General features: G+C 71.4%; 17 protein-coding genes. 2 read left to right on the plus strand and 15 right to left on the minus strand.

Annotation, left to right across the window (positions count from 1 at the left end):
- Nucleotides 1-10: 10 nt before the first annotated feature.
- The 7 genes from ACIQH8_RS04055 to ACIQH8_RS04085 form a co-directional block, all read right to left on the minus strand.
- On the minus strand, nt 11-823 hold the full coding sequence (locus ACIQH8_RS04055) for an alpha/beta fold hydrolase (RefSeq protein WP_400995088.1): 813 nt from the start codon (nt 821-823) through the stop codon (nt 11-13).
- A gap of 48 nt (nt 824-871) precedes the next feature.
- Nucleotides 872-1,765: a potassium channel family protein gene (locus tag ACIQH8_RS04060; protein WP_400995091.1), complete on the minus strand. Its 894-nt coding sequence runs from the start codon at nt 1,763-1,765 to the stop codon at nt 872-874.
- A gap of 36 nt (nt 1,766-1,801) precedes the next feature.
- The gene (locus ACIQH8_RS04065) at nt 1,802-2,746 is read right to left on the minus strand and encodes a bile acid:sodium symporter family protein (RefSeq protein WP_400995093.1); all 945 of its coding nucleotides are present in this window, start codon (nt 2,744-2,746) and stop codon (nt 1,802-1,804) included.
- A gap of 75 nt (nt 2,747-2,821) precedes the next feature.
- The gene (locus ACIQH8_RS04070) at nt 2,822-3,361 is read right to left on the minus strand and encodes a bifunctional nuclease family protein (protein WP_400995095.1); all 540 of its coding nucleotides are present in this window, start codon (nt 3,359-3,361) and stop codon (nt 2,822-2,824) included.
- 40 nt (nt 3,362-3,401) lie between these two features.
- Nucleotides 3,402-3,758, minus strand: a complete 357-nt coding sequence (locus ACIQH8_RS04075) for a three-helix bundle dimerization domain-containing protein (protein WP_400995097.1) — start codon at nt 3,756-3,758, stop codon at nt 3,402-3,404.
- A 62-nt stretch (nt 3,759-3,820) separates the two neighbouring features.
- Nucleotides 3,821-4,150 (minus strand): nuclear transport factor 2 family protein, encoded by a 330-nt coding sequence (locus tag ACIQH8_RS04080; RefSeq protein ID WP_400995100.1) that lies wholly within the window; start codon nt 4,148-4,150, stop codon nt 3,821-3,823.
- A gap of 83 nt (nt 4,151-4,233) precedes the next feature.
- Nucleotides 4,234-6,663 (minus strand): M14 family metallopeptidase, encoded by a 2,430-nt coding sequence (locus ACIQH8_RS04085; protein ID WP_400995103.1) that lies wholly within the window; start codon nt 6,661-6,663, stop codon nt 4,234-4,236.
- Nucleotides 6,664-6,964: 301 nt separating this feature from the next.
- Here ACIQH8_RS04085 and ACIQH8_RS04090 point away from each other — a divergent pair, with 301 nt between their 5' ends.
- Entirely contained in the window at nt 6,965-7,663 is a 699-nt protein-coding gene (locus ACIQH8_RS04090; RefSeq protein ID WP_400995106.1) for a YdeI family protein, read from the plus strand.
- A 31-nt stretch (nt 7,664-7,694) separates the two neighbouring features.
- Here the strand turns inward: ACIQH8_RS04090 and ACIQH8_RS04095 are convergent, their stop codons facing one another.
- From ACIQH8_RS04095 to ACIQH8_RS04105, 3 genes are all read right to left on the minus strand, one after another.
- Complete coding sequence (locus tag ACIQH8_RS04095; protein ID WP_400995108.1) at nt 7,695-8,477, minus strand: PspA/IM30 family protein; 783 nt, start codon at nt 8,475-8,477, stop codon at nt 7,695-7,697.
- Nucleotides 8,474-9,133 carry a hypothetical protein gene (locus ACIQH8_RS04100; RefSeq protein ID WP_400995111.1) on the minus strand — a complete coding sequence of 220 codons (660 nt, stop codon included), beginning with the start codon at nt 9,131-9,133 and terminating at the stop codon, nt 8,474-8,476. Before ACIQH8_RS04100 ends, ACIQH8_RS04095 begins: the two co-directional genes overlap by 4 nt.
- Before the next feature lie 275 nt (nt 9,134-9,408).
- Nucleotides 9,409-10,092, minus strand: a complete 684-nt coding sequence (locus ACIQH8_RS04105; RefSeq protein ID WP_400995113.1) for a hypothetical protein — start codon at nt 10,090-10,092, stop codon at nt 9,409-9,411.
- A gap of 185 nt (nt 10,093-10,277) precedes the next feature.
- Here ACIQH8_RS04105 and ACIQH8_RS04110 point away from each other — a divergent pair, with 185 nt between their 5' ends.
- The gene (locus tag ACIQH8_RS04110) at nt 10,278-10,634 is read left to right on the plus strand and encodes an iron chaperone (RefSeq protein ID WP_400995115.1); all 357 of its coding nucleotides are present in this window, start codon (nt 10,278-10,280) and stop codon (nt 10,632-10,634) included.
- A 41-nt stretch (nt 10,635-10,675) separates the two neighbouring features.
- Here ACIQH8_RS04110 and ACIQH8_RS04115 read toward each other — a convergent pair whose 3' ends face one another.
- From ACIQH8_RS04115 to ACIQH8_RS04135, 5 genes are read right to left on the minus strand one after another with little or no spacing between them, the layout of a single operon-like run.
- A complete protein-coding gene (locus tag ACIQH8_RS04115) occupies nt 10,676-11,422 on the minus strand; it encodes a formylglycine-generating enzyme family protein (RefSeq protein ID WP_400995117.1) in 747 nt (248 codons plus the stop codon).
- Nucleotides 11,423-11,466: 44 nt separating this feature from the next.
- Nucleotides 11,467-12,468, minus strand: a complete 1,002-nt coding sequence (gene speB, locus ACIQH8_RS04120; RefSeq protein WP_400995119.1) for an agmatinase — start codon at nt 12,466-12,468, stop codon at nt 11,467-11,469.
- Nucleotides 12,469-12,514: 46 nt separating this feature from the next.
- Nucleotides 12,515-14,134: a thiamine pyrophosphate-binding protein gene (locus ACIQH8_RS04125; protein WP_400995121.1), complete on the minus strand. Its 1,620-nt coding sequence runs from the start codon at nt 14,132-14,134 to the stop codon at nt 12,515-12,517.
- 17 nt (nt 14,135-14,151) lie between these two features.
- Nucleotides 14,152-15,861: an amidohydrolase gene (locus tag ACIQH8_RS04130; protein WP_400995123.1), complete on the minus strand. Its 1,710-nt coding sequence runs from the start codon at nt 15,859-15,861 to the stop codon at nt 14,152-14,154.
- A complete protein-coding gene (locus ACIQH8_RS04135) occupies nt 15,858-17,180 on the minus strand; it encodes an MFS transporter (RefSeq protein WP_400995125.1) in 1,323 nt (440 codons plus the stop codon). Before ACIQH8_RS04135 ends, ACIQH8_RS04130 begins: the two co-directional genes overlap by 4 nt.
- Nucleotides 17,181-17,351 lie beyond the last annotated feature (171 nt).

Genomic DNA, 17,351 nt, shown 5'->3' on the forward strand with positions numbered 1-17,351 from the left:
GCCGGTCGACTCAGCCGGCCGACCGGGCTCGGTCCGAGAGGAACGTGATCGCCGTCGTCCGGAACTCCCGTGAACCCGGCGCGTTGAAGTGATGCCGGCCTGGGATCTCGGCGAACGACCCACTCGGCGTCGCCGCGGCGAGCGCGCGCGACTGCTCGATGATCGCGTCCTCGGTGCCGGTCGCGAACAGGATCGGCTGGGGCGGCGGGTTCGACGGGTCCGGGTCGGCGTCGCCCGCGCGCATCCCCTCGGCGAGCGCGACGAGCGCGAGCAGGTCGTTGCCGTCGACCCGCTCGGCGAGCGTCACGTAGTTGCGCGTGACCGGGTCGTCGACCGGTGTGCCGTGCTCGGCGTAGGCACGCGCCTGCTCGATCTGCATGCGGGCGAGGGGCCGCCCGTCGGGGATGCCGCCGAGCACCGCGCGCTCGATGCGCTGCGGCACCTGCACGGCGGCCTGCCAGCCGACCCGGGCGCCGAGCGAGTACCCGACGTAGCGCACGGTGTCGACGAGGTAGGTGTCGAGCACCGTCACGAGATCGTCGACGAACGCGTCCATGCCGTAGGCGGATGCCTCGTGCGGCGTGTCGCTCGCCCCGTGGCCGCGCTGGTCGAGGCCGAGCACCCGGTACCCGGCGCGCAGCAGGTCGCGCACCCATCCGGTGCTCACCCAGTTGTCGCGGCAGCTCGACGCGAAGCCGTGCACGCACAGCACGGTCGGCGCATCCTCCTCGCCCCACGAGTACGTCGCGATGCGGCGCCCCTCCCCCGACATGACGAACTGCGGCGCGGGCATGTCGGTCAGGGCGGGGAACGCGGCATCCATGTCGGCCATTCTGCCGCGCAGGGACGTCGTGCCGCGAAGGTTGGGATGTCAGCGCGTCAGCGCGTCATCGACGGTCGGCTGCTGGCGGTGCTGCCGCGCGTACTCGCGCAGGACCGCGACGGTGTCGTCGGCGGATCGCATGAATCGCTCACGGAGCACGCTCGCGAAATCGTCGATCGCCTCCTCGAGCATCTGGCCGCTGTTCCGGACGGTCCGGTCCGACGAGCGCCGGGCGAGCCTGGCCAGGTGCAGCGCAGAGGGCAGTTGCGCGGCGAGTGAGGCGGTCGGCTCCGCCTCGGTGAAGTAGTACGACTCCGAGTTCTGCCACACGTCGACGCGGCACTGCGCGAGATCGGCGGTCAGGGAGTCGAGCAGGCCGCTCGAGGTGGCCGACTCCATGTTCAGCAGGTGCCCCGCCGTGTCGGCTCGCTGGATGAGCGCGATGCGGAGCGCGAGGGTCCGGCGACGACCGAGGTCGGGGTACAGCTGCAGGAACCAGGCGACCGCGGCGGTGAGCAGGGCGAAGCCGATCAGTCCCTGCAGCGGCGCGAACACGCGAAGCCACGGGTCGGTCGGGTACACGTCGCCCAGGCCGACCGTCGACATGTTCACGACGGAGAAGTACAGCGCCTCGACGATGAGCGGGTACGACTCGGGGTCGATGCCCTCGTTGTAGGCGAAGCCGTCGGGCACGAACGGGAAGTAGACGAGCGCCCAACCGGCGATCTGCAGCACCGCCCAGACCGTGACGACCGCCACGGCGGCCACCGGGCCGGCGATCGTGCGCCCTCGTCGCCCGAACCGCGAGGTCAGGCCCCACGTGGAACTCGCCGCGAGGTGCGAGAGCCGCCCGCGCCCGGTCGGATGCAGCACCGTGTGGAAGACCTCGTCGAGGCCCATGACGATCAGGACGACCCCGGCGACGACCCACAGCACGCTCACCCGCCCATGCTACGAGGGCACCTCGACGCTGCGGCGTCAGTCGGCTCGCAGGTCGCGGCTCGATCCGGTCGAGGGCGCGTCGGCGGACGGCTCGCCCGCCACGTCGTCCGTCGCCGGCGCGGCCGCGCCATCCCCCGCCCTACCGCGGATCAGGAAGCCGAAGCCGAGCGCGACGAAGAACATGAGCACCCCGTACACGGCGGCCGGCAGGCTCATCTCGACGCTGCCGATGACGGTCTGCGCGATCACGATCGCGAGCGTGGCGTTGTGGATGCCGATCTCGAACGAGCTCGCGACGGACTGGCGGCGGTCGATTCTGAGCAGGCGCGGCACCAGGTAGCCGATGCCGAGGCTCAGCACGCAGAAGAGGACCGTGATCCCGGCGAGGCGACCGAAGTTGTCGACGAGCAGTTCGAGGTTCGAGGCGATCGCGCCGGCGATCACGACGACGAGGATCACGATCGAGGCGATCCGGACCGGCCGATCCATCCGGTCCGCGAACGCGGGCTTCCAGCGACGCACCAGCATGCCCGCGACCACCGGGAGCAGCACGATCGCGAACACCTCGATCGTCTTCGCGAGCTGGAGGCCGAGGCCGTCGTCACCGGGAAGGAAGTAGGCGATCGAGAGGTTCGCGATGAGCGGCAGCGTGAACACCGCGATCACGGAGTTGAGCGCCGTCAGCGAGATGTTCAGTGCGACGTCGCCGCGGAACAGGTGCGAGTACAGGTTCGCGGTCGTGCCGCCGGGCGAGGCGGCGAGCAGCATCATGCCGACCGCGAGCACCGGCGGCAGGTCGAAGAGGAGCACGAGCCCGAAGCAGACGGCCGGCAGGAGGAGCAGTTGGCACGCGAGGGCGACGATCACCGCCTTCGGCTGCGTCGCGACGCGCGCGAAGTCGCGCGGGGTGAGGCTCAGGCCGAGGCCGAACATGATGACGCCCAAGGCGACCGGCAAGCCGATCGTCGTCAGTGGACCCATTGATCACTCCTTCGTGAAGACGGTGCTCCACAGTCTGGAGTGCGACGGCCGTTCGTGTCACGCACGAGCGCGGGATCAGCCCTGGAAGTCCTCCGGGTCGACGTCCTCGAGGAACTTCTTGAACTCCTCGAGCTTCTCCTCGTCCTCGCTGTCGTGGTGCTCGACCATCTCGGCGGGGATGCCCGCGTCATCCATCACGGCCTCGGCGACGAACAACGGCGCATCCACGCGCACGGCCATGCCGATCGCATCCGACGGCCGCGAATCGATCACGAGCGGACCCGTCGGCGTGACGAGCGTCAGCTCGGCGTAGAACGTCCCCTCCTCGATGCGGGTCACGTCGATGCGCTCGATGTTGCCACCCACGGCCTCGATGAGGGTGACCATCAGGTCGTGCGTGAGCGGGCGCGGGGCGTGGTCACCGCCGAGCGCGATCAGGATGGACGTGGCCTCCTGCTCGCCGATCCAGATCGGCAGCACGCGCCCCTCGGCCGATTCCTCGCCCAGCGGCTTCAGCAGCACGATGTGCTGCCGGGCCGCGTCGAGCGCGATCCCGAGGACGCGGACCTGGACCATGGCGACTCCCGTCTGCGGGTCGGGGCGTGGTCCTGCCATGGTACGTCCGGTGGCGTCCGGCCACCGGCGGAAGGTCCCGTCAGGACGCTCGGCCGCCGAGGTCGCCGAACAGGAAGTCGCCGCCGTCCGCCTCGCTGCGGCGGGCGACCTCCATCGGGTCGGCCTCGGCTCCGCCCGTGCGGCGCACCTGGTCGGCGGCCGCGAGCTCCGCGGCATCCGGGTCGACACGCACGATCGGCGCCTCGGTCGCGAGGCGCTGGCGCGCCGCGCGCTCGACGAGCACGGGAACGAAGTCGCGGACCGGTCGACCGTCGAACCGGTGATGCTCCTCGTCGACGATCGCATGGATGTGATCTTCGGCGAGGGAGGGGAAGCGCTCCAGCAGGCGGGTCACGACGTGCTCGACGGCCTGCTGCTCATCGGCCTCAGTGGTCATGGTTGCAGTGTGCGCCGTCGCGTGTCCCTGTGCAAGCCTCGGCCGGCGGCGACGGGGGCGGACTACGCGATGAGGAACCGTGCGATGAGCCCGTCGCGCAGGTCGAACGTGAACGTGCCCGGGCCGTTGTAGCCCTCGCCTGACACGGTCACGTTGAGCAGGTACTGCTCCGGCATCCGCCCGGCCCTGATGCCGTGCACCTCGAAGTGGGCCTGCCGGCCGATGTTGTCGGTCTCGTTCCAGCTCGCGACGCCGTCGCGACCGTGGAACTCGCGCCCCCAGTCGTTGAGGTACGCGTCCTCGGTGAAGGCGGCGACGAACCCCTCGGAGTCACCGGCGTTGGTGGTGTCGACGAACGCCCGGATGGCGTCGGGCATGGCGGTGTCGGACATGGCGACACCCTACGCCGACGACCGCGGCCGCGGCATCCGTTCGGACGCCGCGGCCGCAGCCGGTTCGGGTCTGACAGGGCGGATCAGCTCGGCGCGTTCACCGTGGTCGTGCTGAAGTTCGTCCCGCTGCCGTCGGGCTTGTAGTTCTTCTCGACGTTGCCCGCCGAGTCGACCGAGAACCAGTTGATCCGCGTGCCCGCCGGCACCGTGATCGTCTCGGCGCCCTCCCGGATGCCGGCCGAGGCGTACAGCGTCGACGCGTAGGTCGGCTTCGAGCCGTCCACCGTGTAGAACACCGCCGCCGACTCCGAGGTGTCGAACATCACGTCGACCATGCCCGGCTCGGCGCTCGCCGAGACGACGACCTTGCTCGTCGGACGCTTCGAGTCGGTCTCGAAGTCGCGCGCGACGCGCATGAGCTCGACGAGGCCGTTCGCGAACTCCTGCGACTCGGCGTGCGCCGATGCGCCGTTCGGGTCCTCGTTCTCGAACGGGGGCTGGAACTGGGTTCCGACCTCGAAATTCCACGCGTAGATCCCGTGCTTGTACCAGAGCATGTCGCCGGAGTTCCCGGCCGCCGAGTACAGCACGTCCGAGATCGGGCCGGTGCGCGCGGGCGTCACCGACATCCCGCGGTACCGCTTGATCTCGGTGAGGATCCGTGACGAGGCGCCCCAGAAGTACGACTCCTCCTCGAGCGTCGGACGCGGCGCCGAGATGCGGCCGGGTGTGATGTACGCGCCCGGCGACCACATGAAGTAGTTGCCCGAGCTGTGCAGGTTCATCGCGAACCGGATGTTGTCGTTCTCCGACGCGATCCAGTCGATGTTGGCGCTCTCCGGCTCGCTGAGCTCGCTCGGACCGGCGTAGGTGCTGCTCGTGCACGAGGTCGAGGCACCGTTGTACCCGTCGAACAGGCTGTAGGTGTCGTAGTTCCGGTTGTTGTCGACACCCCAGCTGTTCCTGGCGTTGAAGTCGGCGCTGCCCGTCAGCTCGCAGTGGTTGAACATGTTCTTCCGCTGCGAGTTGAAGTCGTAGAACGAGTAGTGGCCGCCGTCGGGGTTGACCGACGGGACGATCCAGATGTCGAGCGCGTTCACGAGCTTCTTCGTCTCGGCGTCCTGCGCGTAGTTGCGCAGCAGCCGCTCGGCGGTCTCGACGGCGACGAGGGGCGGCACCCACTCGCGCGCATGCTCCTGGGCGTATGCGAGCACGCCCGGCTTCGACCCGTCACGGGTCTTGCCGATGCGGATCGCGTAGACCGGGTGCGGGTCGCGCGAGACGCTCTCGGGTGCCGAGAGCCCGTCGGTGAGGTCGGCCGAGCCTGCCGAGACGACGCCGCCACCGGCGTTGCCGCGGTAGGTGTAGGCGACGACGAGGGCGGATGCCGCGGGCGAGGCGTTGATCGCCGCGACGACCTCCGCCGCCGTGCTCGTGATCGCGCCGGACGACCCGGTCGCGAGCGACACCGTGATGTCGTCACCGGAGACGGATACGGACAGCGGCGAATGGGCGGCACCGGGATCGACGAACGCGACGCTCAGGTCGTTGCCGCCCTCGTGCCCCCAGGCGAGCGAGTCGATGCCGACCCGGTTGGAGCTCGTCGAGCCGAGGAGCGCCTGCGCGAGACGACGGTAGCCGTTCGTCTCGTAGGGCAGCTCGACGATCTCGGCGATCTGCGGGAACTCCGCGGCCAGGGTCTTCACCCGGTCGTAGAGCTCGGTCGGCGTGAGGTACGACGTGATGAAGTCCGTCTGGTAGTTCGGACCGTACGCGCCGTCGCCCTCGATCGGGAGCCAGTCGGTGACCGTCGCGGTCGCGACATCCCCGCTCGGGCTGGTGATGCGGACGGTGTCGGGGCGGCTCTCGACGTCGGCGGCGCCACGGTGGTACAGGTACACGCCGGCGTCGACGAACCGGTTGATGTTCTGCGTGCCGCCCGAGCCGACCTCGGTGCCCGGCCCGCTGTCGCGCTCGACGGTGAGCTGCGACGAACTGGTCTGACCGTCGGCCCACTTGGCCTCGACGGAGAGGTAGCCGACGCCGAACGACGTGTAGTAGTCGGCGCGGATGATCCTGACGTCGGAGACGTCGGCCGCCTCAGCGGCCTCGGCGAACTCCTCGTTCGCGGCCACCGCCTCGGCGATGGTCGCGTCGCGTTCGGCGAGCACGGCCTCGGTGTCGTCCTCGTCGTGCAAAGACTTCCCGACCGCGAACCCGCGGGCGCGGAGCGCCTCGGCCTCGCCGTCGCTCACGACCGCGTGCGCCGTGATGGTGCCGTCGGGGTTCGCGTGGGCGGCGTGGTCGAGGTCGACGCCGGTGTCGACCAGGCGGTCGAGCTCGCCGGCATCGGCGACGACGACCTCGACGACGGCGACCTCGTCGCCGGCGTCGCGGACGAGCTCCGGCAGCGGCTCGGTGCCGCTCGCCGGACTGATGGGCGTCATGCTGGTCAGGACGAGCCCGGCGAGCGCGGCGAACGCCGCCGACCCCCCGAGCACCCTGCGTCTCATCGTGGACACTGTCTTCCCCCTCGTTGCGGTGATCCTGAGATGGAGCCTGCGCGTTCGGGGATCCCGCGGAATGCCGTCGACCCCCGACTCCGGCCGTCCTCCCCGGCCTGCGGAACCGCTGGGTCGAACGTGGGCTCTGTCTATCGGTTCGACAACTTTCGCGTCAACGATGGCAAAAGCAGTCGGGACGAATTGCCCGCAGGGCGGATGCCGCGGCGGACGATCGGCGCGGCCACCGGAAGTCCGCTCGTCGGCCGAACTGAGCCGAACCCACGTCGGTGGTCCCTGCCAGACTCGGGGCATGACCGGCACGATCGGCACACCCGGGGGCACGCCCGAGCGGCCGGCGCTCTTCTTCTCGGGCCCCGAGGAGTTCCGCGCGTGGCTCGAGGCCAACCACGAGACCGAAACCGAACTCTGGATGGGCCTCTACAAGAAGGGCGCGCCCGAGCGCGGGCTCACGTGGGAGGAGGCGGTGCCCGAGGCCCTGTGCTTCGGCTGGATCGACTCGGTGTCGCAGCGGATCGACGACATCGCGAGGCGACAACGCTGGACCCCTCGGAAGCCGACGAGCAACTGGTCGGCCGTGAACATCGCGCACGTCGAGCGCCTGACGGCCGAGGGTCGCATGCGGCCGGCCGGCATCGCCGCATTCGAGCGACGTCGCGACGACCGCTCGGCGATCTACTCGTTCGAGAACCTCGAACAGACCCTCCCGCCCGAGTTCGGAGCCGTGCTCGAGGCGGATGCCGCGGCATCCGCCTTCTGGGAGGCGGCCACGCCGAGCTACCGCAAGCTCGTCGTGCACTGGGTGGTGTCGGCGAAGCAGGCCGCCACGCGCGAACGGCGGATGTCGCAGCTCGTCGAACACAGTGCGGCCGGGCAGCTCGTGCCCTTCCAGCGGTACGGCGACGTGCCGAAGTGGGTCGAGCGGGCCGCGGCGGCGGCACGTGCGGCGGGTGGGGATGGCGCGCCGGATTCGGGCCCCGGTTCGGCCTGAGGGCGGAACCGGAGCCTGACCCGCGCCTGCGTCAGTTCGTCGGACCCTGTCCGATGCTCAGCCAGCCGTTGCCGCCATCGTCGACGCGCCCGGCGCCGGCGCCGGCATCCGTCTCGCCCGCCGAGCCCTTCATCGACTGCAGCTGGCGGTCGATCTCGGCCTGCGCGGAGATCGCGGCGAGCTGCCGCTCGATGTCGGCATCAGGGGCGGCGGTGAGGTCCTTGAGCACCCCGCTCGAGAGCAGTTCGTCGGTCGCCGCCGCGCGGGCCTGCATCTGCGCGACCCGGTCGCGCGCTCGGTCGAGGCTCGTGCCGATGTCGTCGATGTTCCGGCTGAGCCCGGCGACCGCCTCGTTCGCCCGCACCTGCGCGGCCGACGCGGTGTAGGTCGCCTTGATGGTCTCCTTCTCGACGCGGAACGCGGCGATCTGGTCGGTGAGACGGCGCTCGCGCTCCTGGAGCTGCGTGGCCTGCTTCTCGAGCGACGTGTACTGCGTCTGGAGCTTCGACACCTCGCCCTCGAGCATGGCGCGGCGCTCGAGCGCGGCGCGCGCCAGGTCCTCGTGGCCCTGCGTCAGCGCATCGCGGGCCTGCGCGCCGAGACGCTGGTAGCGACCGCCCATCTCCTGCCCCTGCAGTTCGATGCGCTTCTTCGCGGTCGCCACCTCGGCGACCGCGCGGCGCACCTCGTGCAGCAGCTTCACCTGCTGGTCGTAGCTGTCGTCGAGGGTGTCGCGCGGGTCCTCGATCTTGTCGAGGGCCTTCGTGGTCTTGCTCCGGAAGATGGTCCGCATCCGGGAGGTGTTGTCGCTCATGGTCGGTTCCCCTTGTCTCGAACGGGTGAGCTGTCGTGCACGGTCGCGGGGTCGCGGACCGTGGTGGTGGGCCGCCCGATCGGCTCGGGCGCGACGTCGCGCAGGCTGAGCGCGTGGAGTTCCTCGACTCCGGCGTTCAGCGCGGCGACCTCTCGGTCGACGTCGGCGCGCAGCCCGGTGAGGCCGTCGTCGCTCGCCCCCGCGAGCGCGGATGCCACGACGGAGCGGATGCGACGGACGAGCGCCTCGACCTGGCCGACACGTTCCTCGGCGGCCGGGAGTTCGGCGGTGAGGACGGACCGGTCGATCTCGCTCTCCATCAGACGGAGTTGCGCGTCCAGTGATGCGCCCGCCTCGCGGATGCGCCGGAAGATGCCCGGAAGCTCGCCGCGCGGACCGCCGCCCTGCCCGGCGAGATCGATCGCGGCCTGTCCGCTCGCGAGCGCGTCGTCGAGCCGCACCCGCAGGTCGAGGATCGTCCGCTGCGGACCTCGACTCACCTTGGCCCGACCGCGCATGAGTGCGCCGTCGACGCGGCGGCTGTGACGGATGCGTCGGTAGACGTGCCGAACGACGAGCACGAGCGTGACGAAGCTCGCGATGCCGAGGAGCACGATGACGCCGAGCGCCGCGAGCACGACCTCGAGGCCGCTCATCTCCGACTCCCCCGTCGGCTCGCTCCCGACCTGCTGCGGTCATCCCGGTCCATGCGCCCGCCCCTCCCCGTCGCCTCGTCGCTGCGCACCCGCGTCGACGACGACGCGATATAGCGCGAGTCGACGCGATATATCGCAATCTACGCCACGTCGGCCGGAAACGTTAGTGGCGGACGGGAATTCGCAGGTTCCCGGGGGGACTCGCCCTCGGTGCGGCGAACGGGGCGTTCCGGCATGCCGGAACGCCCCGCCGAATCGATCGCGAGCGAGTCGGGCTAGCCGTTGTGACCCGGAACGACCACGCCGTCGCGGTTGGTCACGACGACCGACGTCTCGACGAAGTCGACCGTCTCGCCGCCCACCGTGATGCCGTTCACCGTGCCCACGCCGTAGGCACCGCTGCCCAGGCTGAAGCCCACGGCCTGGACGCGGGCGTCCGGGAAGGCGGACGTCCACTCCTCGAACGTGGCCCAGTCGACGCCGCCGCCGCCGACCGCCGAGACGGGGGCCTCGGCCAGGTCGATGTCGCCGCTCCAGTTCGCGCTGAGCCAGATGCCGCCGTCGTAGACGTCCTCGATGACGAGGTAGCCGGTCGGAGTGCCGTCGCCGTCGAGGTCGACGAGGAGCTGTCCGCCCGGCAGCGAGCCGGCCTCGGCGGTGTAGTCGAGGTCGAAGTCCGTGGCGCTCGCGAGGGCGAGGTCGACGAGCTGGTAGAGCGCGACCTTGTCGGTCGAGGTCGTGCCCTCGGTCCAGATGTCCAGTCCATCGGCCGTCGCCGCATAGTGCCCGGTGGCCCGCGACTCGTCGTAGTCGAACACGGGCGTGTGCTGCGTGGTGTAGGTGAGCCCGGGACGCTCCTCCGGGGGCGCGGCGATCGCGGGGGCGGCGACGCCGGCCAGGGTGAGTCCGAGGGCGCCCGCGGCCGCGGCGGCGCAGGCGAGGGTCTTCTTCAGGTGCATGTGGTGTCTCTCCTTCGGGTTGGCGAGCGACGAGTCGTCGTCCTCGACGACCGTCGCAATCGAGCCTGCCCGTTCTCGCTCGGATGGGCGAGGGAAAACGTTCCCCCAGAACTGGGGTTGCGCGCGACGCGCGGTCGCGTCCATCCCGCTGGCGGCTACGGCTCGCCGGTGCCACGATGGCCGTCATGGCCGCGCAGACCGTCGACGAGTACATCGCCGCATTCCCCGATGACGTCGCAGACCGCCTGCGGCGGGTACGGGCGGCGATCGTCGCCGAGGTGCCGGAGCCCGAGGAGAAGGTGCGCTACGGCATCGCCGCCGTCATGCTCGGCGGGCGCTATGCGCTGCACTTCGCGGGCTGGAAGCAGCACATCGGGATCTACCCGGTGCCCACCCTGCCCGAACCGCTCGAGTCGGAGGTCGCACCGTACCGATCGGGCGCGGACTCGGTGACGTTCAGGCACCGCGACGAGCTGCCGGTCGAGCTCATCGGGCGCATCGCGGCGGCCATCGTCGCGCAGCGCGCGGCGGCCGACGGCTGAGCGCGCCGGGAGGTGCGCGAGGCCGCCGGTCATCGCGCTCGTCAGCGCCGCGGCGTCCAGCCCGGCGGCAGCGGCCCGTCGACCGCCGCGCGCTCGGCGTCGGCCTGCGCGGACCAGCCCTGCGCGGCATCCGTCGCATCGAACCCGCCGCGGGCGACGCGGAACCCGACGTCCTCGTGGTGCATGCGCGGTGCTCCCCCGCGGCGCACCGAGGCGCGCACGCTCCACGCGTCGTCGGCGAACCCGCCGCCGCGGAAGACGCGGTAGTCGTCGTACCGTGCCGGGTCGAGCAGGTCCCAGCACCACTCCCAGACGTTGCCGAGGGTGTCGAAGAGGCCGTTGAGGTTCGGATGCTTCCCGCCGACGTCCTGCGGCGCCGTCACGCCGTCGGCGCTCGTCCACGCGATCTCGTCGAGCGGCCCGTAGTGCGGAGCGGTCGAGCCGGCGCGGCAGGCGAACTCCCACTCCGCCTCGGTCGGCAGGCGGAACCCGTCGGCGTCGACGTGCCAGGTGACCTGCTCGCCGTCGAAGCCGTAGGCCGGGTCGAGCCCCTCCCACTCCGACGCGGCGTTGCAGAACCGGATGGCGCGCAGCCAGCTCACGCGCGTGGCGGGCCGGCGGGGATGCGTCGCGGTCTCGCCGAGGAGCTCGCCGAGCTGCTCCTGCGTGACCGGGTAGACGCCGATCTCGAACGGCTCGAGATCGACGCTCCACCGGAGCTTCCGGCGCGCGTCGTGCAGCGCGACGGTGCCGGCGTCGATGCGTGCGAGCTCGATGTCGGCCGTCATCGCGGCAGTCTCTCACGGACCGCCCGGGTGGGGTCCCCGCGTGCTCAGCCGCGCGGCGCCATCGCGCTGATCAGCTCGTACGCGACGTGACTCGCCGCGACGGCCGTGAGCTGCGCGTGGTCGTACGCGGGCGCGACCTCGACGACGTCGGCGCCGACGATGCGCTTGTCGGCGAGCGCCCGCAGGATGCGCAGCAGCTCGCGACTCGTCAGGCCGCCGGCCTCGGGCGTGCCCGTGCCGGGCGCGTGCGCGGGGTCGAGCACGTCGATGTCGATCGAGATGTAGAGCGGCGCGTCGCCGATGCGCGCGCGGATGCGCTCGATCACGGCGGCGACGCCGTGCTCCTCGATGTCCTCGCTCGTCGCGATCGCGAAGCCGAGCCGCTCGTCGTCGGCGAGGTCCTCGACGCCGTAGAGCGGGCCGCGCGTGCCGACGTGCATGCTCGCGGTGAGGTCGATGAGCCCCTCCTCGGAGGCGCGACGGAACGGGGTGCCGTGCGTCACGGGGGCGCCGAAGTAGGTGTCCCACGTGTCGAGGTGCGCGTCGAAGTGGAGCACGGCGACCGGGCCGTGCTTCGCGTGCACCGCCCGCAGCAGCGGGAGCGCGATCGTGTGGTCGCCGCCGATGACGACCAATCGGTCGGCACGGTCGTCGAGCGCACGGGCGCCCGCCTCGACATCGGCGACGGCCTCGTCGATGTCGAACGGGTTGACGGCGAGGTCGCCGGCATCGGCGACCTGCTGGGTCGCGAACGGCGAGACGTCCTGCGCGGGGTTGTAGGGCCGCAGCAGGCGGGAGGCCTCGCGCACGTGCGCGGGGCCGAAGCGCGCGCCCGGGCGGTAGCTCACGCCGCTGTCGAAGGGCACGCCGACCACCGCGATGTCGGCCCGCGGCACGTCCTCCAGGCGCGGCAGGCGGGCGAAGGTGGCGATGCCCGCGAAGCGCGGGACGCGGCTGGCGTCGACGGGGCCGACCGGCGCAGCGACGGGTGACGCGGTCGGGGCGGATGCCGCGGCATCCGGGGGAACGGGGTTCGAGGTGTGCATCTCGAGTCCTTTCGGAGTGCGGGAGTCGTTGGACGGGCGAGCGCGCTCAGTCGCGCGGCTGCCGGATGTGCACGAGCCGGACGCCGCCCGCGTGGATCGCATCGCGGATCGCGTCGCCGAGATCCTCCGCGTCGTCGACGCGCACGCCGGTCGCTCCGAACGCGGTCGCGAGTGCGGGCCAATCGGGCTGCGCCAGGTCGACGCCGATCGGGCGGATGCCGCGGTCGAGCTCGTTCTGCTTGATCTCGGCGTAGCCGCCGTTGTCGACGCAGACGACTGTGAGGTCGAGTCGCTGCTCGACCGCGGTCATCAGCTCGTTGACGGCGAACATGAGCGCGCCGTCGCCGAGCACGGCGACCACCGGACGATGCGGCGAAGCGACGCGCGCGCCGATCGCGGCGGGCAGGCCGTAGCCGAGGGTGGCGTAGGTCGGCGTGTACAGCAGCGAGTGCGGGCGCGACCGGCGCAGCACGTTCGCGAGCGCGAGGTAGACGATCTGCGACGAGTCGCCCGCGACGATCGCGTCGTCGGGCAGCGCCTCGGCGATGCGCTCGGCGAGGGCGACGTCATCCGGCGCGGCGGCACGGATCTCGTCGGCGATCGCCGTCCGCGCAGGCGCCAGGTCGCGCGTGGGTCGTTCGCCGTCGGGCAGCGCCGCGAGCAGCTCGCCGACGACCGCGGCGCAATCGCCGACGATGCCCACGTTCGCCTCGAGGTTCCTGTGCACCTGGGCCGTCGAGCGGTCGACGCGGATGACGCGTCCGCGCGCCGCGAGTCGCGGCGCCCACAGCTCGGCCTCGCCGAGCTTGGAGCCGAGCACGACAAGGACGTCCGCCGACTCGGCGACCTCGCGCGCGGCCGCGAGCCGGAGGTTCGAGCCGAGGGAGAGCGGATGGCGCTCATCGAGCGTGCCCTTGCCGTTCAGCGTGGTCAGCACCGGGGCGCCGAGTCGTTCGGCGAGCGCGGCGACCTCGCGGACGGCGCGCGTGGCACCGCCGCCGGCGATGATGACGGGCGACTCGGCCGCGGCGAGCAGCTCGGCGGCGGCGCGGATCGCCGCGGCCTCGCCGCGCTCCGGCGCGGGCACCGGGCGGGCCGCCCGCGCGGCGGCGGGCACGTCAGCCGGAGCCTCGAGGACGTCGAGCGGGATCTCGATGTGCACCGGGCGCGGTCGACCGGTGCGGAACAGCTCGAACGCGTCGTGCACCGCGCCGACGGCCTCGGCGGCGCTCGTCACGCGGCGCGACCACTCGGCGATGGCGCCGACCATGGCCGACGCGTCCTTCGTCTCGTGGAGCGTGCCGACGTCGCGGAACTCGTCGCCGAGCGGCACGCCCGGCGAGAGCACGATGAGCGGGCGAGACTCGCAGAATGCGGTGCCGATGGCGCTCATCGCGTTCTGCAGGCCCGGCCCCGACGTCGTGATGACGACGCCGGGCAGCCCGGCCTGCTGCGCCCACCCGTCCGCGCCGTACCCCGAGCCCTGCTCGTGCCGGTTGGTGACGGCGTGGATGCCGAGCTCGGCGAGCGGGCGGTAGAACTCGAGGTTGTGCGTGCCCGGGATGCCGAAGATCGTCGTCACGCCGTACGCGCGGATGGTCTCGAGGACCGCGCGACCGGCGGTGTCGGCGTACCGCTCGGCCGTCTCGTCACGTGCATCGTCCATGATCACCATCGTCTCGTTCATGCCGGGACCGCCTCGGTCGGCGCCGTGGTCGGGACGTCGTCCAGCACGTACCGCGGTTCGCCACCCACCCAGGTCTGGAGCACGGCGATCCCGGCGATCCGCTCGGGCTCGACCGCGAGCGGATCCTCGGCGAGGACCGCGAAGTCCGCGTACTTGCCGACCTCCAGCGAGCCGAGGTCGTCCTCGCGCCCGAGCGAGACCGCTCCCTCGTACGTGTGCGCGCGCAGCGCGGCGAGCGCGGAGATCCGCAGGTCGCCGGGGCCGAGCGAGTTGCCGCGGCGGGTCACCCGCGTCACGGCGGCCTGCACCGCCTCGAGCGGGATCGGGTCGGCGACCGGCGCGTCCGACGAGATCGTCATCGGCACGCCCGCGCGCTCGAACTCGCCGAGCGGGTTGAACCGCTCGCCCGGGGTGCCGATCGCGTCCTCGACGCCCTCGCCCCAGTTGTAGTAATGCTGCGGCTGGTTCACCGGGCGGATGCCGGCAGCCGCCATCCGCTCGATCTGCTCGCCCGTCGGCAGGCCGCAGTGCTCGATGCGATGCCGCGCGTCGTCGTCGGGCCGCTCCGCGAGCGCGGCCTCGATCGCCGAGACGACCATCTCGATCGCGGTCGGCGACTGCGCGTGCGTCGCGGTCTGCAGGCCGGCGGCGTGTGCCTTCCGGATGAGCTCGGCGTAGGCGGCGGGCTCGTGGTACAGCTGGCCGGTGCGGCACGGGTCGCCGACGTAGCCGTCGGGGAAGTAGGCGGTCCAGCCGCCGAGCGTGCCGTCGGCGTAGAACTTGATGCCCGCGAAGCTGAGGTGCGCGTTGCCGAACTGGCCGACGAGCCCCATCTCGAGGGCGTCGTCGAGCAGGTGCGAGAGCAGGTACATCGACACGCGCAGCTCGAGCCGGCCGGCCTCGGCGAGCCGGAGGTACATGTCGAACTCGCGACGCGACACCTGGGCGTCGCCGATGGTCGTGACACCGCCCGCGAGGAAGCGCTGCGTGGCGACGTCGAGCTGGCGGAGGTGCTCCTCGGGCTCGTCGGCGAGGTGGAAGTTCGGCCCGTGGTGGCCGACATCCACGCCGTGCACGCCCGTGAGGATGTTGCATGCGGCATCCGACAGCTCGCCCGTGAGCTCGCCGTCGGCGTCGCGGAAGAACTCGCCGCCCGCCGGGTTCGGCGTCTCACGGTCGACGCCGTTGACCTCGAACGTGAACGAGTTCACGACGCCGCCGTGGCCGGAGGCGTTCATGAGGTACACCTCGCGGTCGGTCGCGACCTCGTCGAGCTCGAACCGGGTGGGGTGCCGCTGCTCGAGGAGGTTGCGGTGCTCGTAGCCGTAGCCGCGCACCGGGCGTCCGGCCGGCAGGCGGGAGGCGGCATCCTTCAGCAGTGCCACGATCTCGGGGATGCTCGCCGCCTTCGCCGGCCCGCAGTCGACCCAGGTCATCATCTGCCCGTACATGAGCGGATGCGCGTGGGCGTCGACGAACCCGGGGACCACGACCGCGTCGCCGAGGTCGACGCGCTCCGGCGCGAACCCCGCAGCGGCGGCGGCCGCCTCGCAGTCGGCCGTCGAGCCGATCGCGAGGATGCGTCCGCGGTCCAGCAGCATCGCGGTGGCCGTGGTCGTGGCCTCGTCGACGGTGTGGATGGCGCGGGCCGTGATGATCCGGGGTCCGGCCTGGTCGGGCCGGTCGAAGGCGGCGAGTTTCCTCATGGCTGGCGGATCCCCGTGGTGTCGGTGCGAGCGGTGAACGACGCCGTGGCGGGCGCCTCGTCGGAGTGCTGCGGCGCGAGCCTCGTGCAGATCGCGGCGAGCACGGCCATGCCGATGAACATCGCGATGACCGACCAGATGTTCCCCGTCCAGGCGATGAGCTGCGTCGCGAACCAGGGCGAGAAGCCGGCCCAGATCGCCGCGCCGACGCCGTACGAGAGCGCGATCGAGGTGTAGCGCGCCTGCGGCCGGAACATCTGGGCCAGGATCGCGGCGATCGGCGCGTAGGTGGCGCTCATCGCGATGCGCACGAGCGAGGCGAACAGGAAGATGAGCGGTTCGACCCGGCCGGGCAGGATCAGCATGAACGGCGCGAACGTGAGCACCGAGGTCAGGAGGCCGAGGTACATGACGTTCTTGCGGCCCCACTTGTCGCCGAGCCACGCGACGGGCAGCGTGACGACGAACTCGATGAACGAGGCGATCGTCATCGCGTCGAGGATCACCTGGGCGTTGATCGAGATCGGCTCACCCGTGGCGTAGGCCGTGGCGAACGTCGTGGCGAGGTAGTAGCCGCCGGTCGAGATGGGCAGCAGGCCGATGCCGAGGAGGATCGGCTTCCAGTTGTTCCGCAGGGCGAACGCGAGCGGCATGGACTGCTTCCGGCCCTCGATCTTCTGCTCGAAGACGGGCGACTCCTCGACCCGGTACCGGACCCAGAGCCCGACGCCGATGAGGACGATGGAGAGCAGGAACGGGATGCGCCATCCGCCGTTGATGATGAAGTCGTCGCCGAAGCGCGTCATGATCGCGAACACGCCGGAGGCGAGCAGCGCGCCGGCGGGGTTGCCGAGCTGGGTGAAGCCGCCGTAGAAGGTCTTGGACTTCTCGGGCGCGTGCTCGACGCTCATGAGCACCGCGCCGCCCCACTCGCCGCCGACGGCGAGGCCCTGGAGCGCGCGCAGCAGGATGAGCAGGATCGGCGCCATGATGCCGATCGTCTCGTAGGTCGGCAGGCAGCCGACGAGCACGGTCGCGACGCCCATGAGGAGGAGGGTGATCACGAGCGAGACGCGACGGCCGAGCTTGTCGCCGATGTGACCGAACAGGATGCCGCCGAACGGCCGGACGAGGAAGGCGATGGCGAACGTGGCGAACGCAGCGGCCGTCTCGGCGAGCGGATCCTCGCTCGGGAAGAACAGGGGGCCGAAGACGAGCGCCGCGGCGGTGGCGTAGACGTAGAAGTCGTACCACTCGATCGTGGTGCCGACGAATGCCGCGAGGCCGGCGCGCCTGGCCCTGCTGTGCGTTGTGGTCATGACCGCTCCTTTGCGGGTGGGTGGGATGCCGTTCGGGCGATGCCGATCCGGCGGGGCGACGCGTTGGATGCTACGAGCGGATGCCGAGCGCGGCAAGCGCGGAACTCCAGCGGACTGTTCCATCCGCTGGAGTTCTGTTCCTGAATGCGCGCAATCATGGCTTCGCGTCCT

It is taken from the genome of Agromyces sp. GXQ0307 (assembly GCF_044769845.1).
Taxonomy (GTDB): domain Bacteria; phylum Actinomycetota; class Actinomycetes; order Actinomycetales; family Microbacteriaceae; genus Agromyces.